The sequence below is a fragment of the Brevibacillus sp. NRRL NRS-603 genome (assembly GCF_003013445.1).
In the GTDB taxonomy this organism is placed as follows: domain Bacteria; phylum Bacillota; class Bacilli; order Brevibacillales; family Brevibacillaceae; genus Brevibacillus; species Brevibacillus formosus.
Map to the genome: position 1 here is coordinate 1 of NZ_PXZN01000083.1, position 3,250 is coordinate 3,250.

Annotated in this window: 4 protein-coding genes; all 4 read left to right on the forward strand. The window is 44.3% G+C overall.

What is annotated here, in order from left to right; all coding sequences use genetic code 11:
• A partial coding sequence (locus C7R94_RS28020) for a hypothetical protein (RefSeq protein WP_158264715.1) occupies window positions 1–335 on the forward strand: 335 nt, incomplete at its 5' end.
• 162 nt (window positions 336–497) lie between these two features.
• Window positions 498–998, forward strand: a complete 501-nt coding sequence (locus C7R94_RS28025) for a hypothetical protein (RefSeq protein WP_106785841.1) — start codon at window positions 498–500, stop codon at window positions 996–998.
• Window positions 999–1,178: 180 nt separating this feature from the next.
• Window positions 1,179–1,646, forward strand: coding sequence for a DinB family protein (locus tag C7R94_RS28030; protein ID WP_106785842.1), 468 nt, complete (start codon window positions 1,179–1,181; stop codon window positions 1,644–1,646).
• Between the two features lie 118 nt (window positions 1,647–1,764).
• A complete protein-coding gene (gene bcaP / locus C7R94_RS28035; protein ID WP_106785843.1) occupies window positions 1,765–3,186 on the forward strand; it encodes a branched-chain amino acid transporter BcaP in 1,422 nt (473 codons plus the stop codon).
• Window positions 3,187–3,250: the final 64 nt, after the last annotated feature.

The following is a 3,250-nucleotide window of genomic DNA, read 5'->3' on the forward strand; positions in this document are numbered from 1 at the left end:
TGCCACTTTACTATGAAGATCAGATAGAGGAATTTATTAAAAAAAACCGAAGACGGATGAAAATATTAGAAGAGGTAATCATCCTAAATGAGAACGGGATATTAACACCATTCGGTAGTCCTAAAACAGTAATTGGAATACAAGATTTACTACTATATGTTGAGTGGGATTTTTCAGCAGTATTTATTAATGCAAATCTTGAAATATTGTATTTTGTCAGAGGGGTTGAATTCGATGATTGTAATGGTTTAAGAATAAAAGAAGTAATAAAAGGCTCTTTTCTCCGTGATATTTATCCCGAGATTTCTAATATGTATCAGATTGAGTTAAGTTAGCATTTTTTTAGACGCAGTAGTTGATGTCTCATCAGAATGAATTATGGGATGAAACAGAGGCTGAATGTAAGGCATGAAATGGAAAGCTACTCAACAATACCAAATTTAACACTAATCAAGCTTCAGTTCCCTTAGGATAGTCAAAATTAAAAGGTGGTACCAATGCTGAAATCAAAAAAACTAATCTATACGATAGCTTTTCTTTCTTCATTTTTTGCGTTTAAGGAATTTGGTAGTGATCCGGTCAAAGATGACTTAGCACACTACATAGATAGTGATATGCCAAAAGTGGCCTATCTTGAGAATGAAGCAGTTGATGAGTATAACGCTATATTAGGTGCAAAGATAAAAGATGATGCCGTTATTTTCAAGAAGCTAACGAACAATATTATTCCTGTCTATGCACAGTTGGTATTAGAGATCAAAAAAATAAAACCTGCAACTAAAGAGGTTCAAATCATTCACGAACAGTATATAAAAGCAGCAGAAACACAACGTGACGGTTTATTGTTACTTGCATCATCGATCGAGAAACATAATTTATCTGAGCTCGCAAAAGCTAATGAACAAATTTCGACTGGTAAACAGCAAATGGAGGAAATCCTAACCTCTTTAAACAATCTTGCTAACTCCCACGGGCTTGTGCTAAAGATCCCTAAATAACTTCTCTTCAAGGTCCCTCATTATGTTTTAAGAGCCGAAAGAGATCAAATCCATACGAAAACATGTTGAAGGGCTTCTCCCCACCACTACCACTAAAAATCTCATATAATAAGAACGTACGTGCTATTATTAGTTGGAATTTTCCTACTCATCTACTCAAATGGATAAGGAGTGAACTCGATGAAGATGCTTTTCCAGTATAACTGGCAGGTCCGGGACGAGTGGATGGAATGGTGTAAGCAGCTGCCACCAGAAGAATTGCTGCGCGAGCGTACCGGTGGAGCTGGCACGATTTTGTACACTTTGTTTCACATTGCTGACGTCGAGTATAGCTGGCTTAGGGGTGTGCAAGGAAAGCCGGATGTTCAGGTGGCATACGAAGCATACAAAACGCTGGAAAAAGTAAAAGAGCTATCAGATGTCTGGCGCGTAGAATTGCGTGATTTCATCGAGAATTGGTCAGACGCGTTGGAGAACGAATCAGTAAAGGTCGCCTGGGATGATGAAGTGTACACGAAGGGCGAACTGCTTCGTCATGTCATCGCTCACGAGATTCATCACATGGGTCAGTTGTCTGTCTGGGCAAGAGAGCTCGGGATTGCTCCCGTTTCCGCCAATGTCATTGGGCGCGGATTAGCGCGCAGGTAGCCCCTGACAAAATCTGATCCAAGCTGTGTCTATGCATAATTTTCCTCCATACGGATCATACTCCAACTGTTTTCAATCACGGTTGGAAGTGAATGACCCGCTTGGGAGGTCGCACATGATGTCATGGAAAAATCAATTGCTGAGGAAAAAGTCAGTTGCGCAAATGCTGGAGCAGGTGGATAAAACAGAAAGCTCTCTTAAAAAGTCATTAGGTGCTTTTGACCTGACAATGCTGGGCATCGGCGCGATCATGGGAACAGGGATTTTTGTGTTAACGGGAGTTGCCGCTGCCTTGCATGCTGGACCTGCACTTGTTTTGTCTTTTGTTATTGCGGCACTTGCCTGTGTGTTTGCTGCACTCTGCTATGCAGAATTTGCTTCGACTGTTCCCGTGTCGGGAAGTGCTTATACATATAGCTATGCGGCATTTGGGGAGTTTGTCGCTTGGATGATCGGGTGGGACTTGATTCTCGAATACGGTGTGGCTTGTGCTGCGGTGGCAAGCGGATGGTCGGGGTATGCCCAGGGATTGCTTGCCGGGTTTAACATCCACCTGCCCCATGCGCTCACGAGTGCGTTTGATACATCGAAAGGAACGATCATCGATTTACCTGCGGTCCTCATCATTGTTATCATTACAGCTTTATTGATGAAAGGGACGAAAGAGTCAGCGAGCCTGAATACCATCATGGTGTTAATAAAAGTAGCGGTAGTTGTCCTGTTCCTCGTCGTTGGGGTCATGTATGTAAAGCCGGAAAACTGGAGTCCGTTCATGCCGTTTGGTTTTGCGGGAGTAGCGACTGGAGCCGCCACGGTGTTTTTTGCTTTTATCGGGTTTGATGCGGTGTCTTCTGCTGCCGAAGAAGTGCGCAATCCCCAGCGCGACATGCCAATCGGGATCATCTCTTCCTTACTCGTGTGCACGATTTTGTACATTGCGGTCTCCCTGACATTGACAGGGATTGTTCCGTACCATTTGTTGAATGTCAAAAATCCGGTCGCGTTTGCGCTCAGCTATGTCAATCAGGACTGGGTAGCAGGCTTCATTTCGTTGGGAGCCATTGTCGGAATCACGACAGTTTTGTTAGTTATGATGTATGGACAAGCTCGGATGTTTTTTGCGATGAGCCGAGATGGCTTGCTCCCCGAGCTCTTCTCGCACGTACATCCCCGCACACAGGTACCACAAAAGAGCACGCTCATCGTGGCTGCATTAGTAGCAACCTTCGGTGGATTATTGCCCCTCTCCAGCTTGGCCCAGCTCACCAACATCGGAACGCTGTTTGCTTTTATTTTGGTCTCGATTGGACTGGTTGTACTGCGCCGCACTCATCCGCAATTACCGCGTGCTTTTCGCGTCCCATTTGTTCCGCTTGTTCCCTTGCTCGCCGTTCTCTTTTGTGGATATCTCGTTTTCAACCTGCCTACGCTCACTAAGGTCGGTTTTCTTGGTTGGCTTTCGGTCGGAGCGATCATCTATTTTCTTTATGGGCGCAAACACAGTCGATTGGCAGCAAAAGACGACTCCTCCCAAACATAACTGGCAGGTTCGTTAGGTTAGGCATGTTCTACGTGAGCATGTCTTTGTTTGCTATCTGACAAAG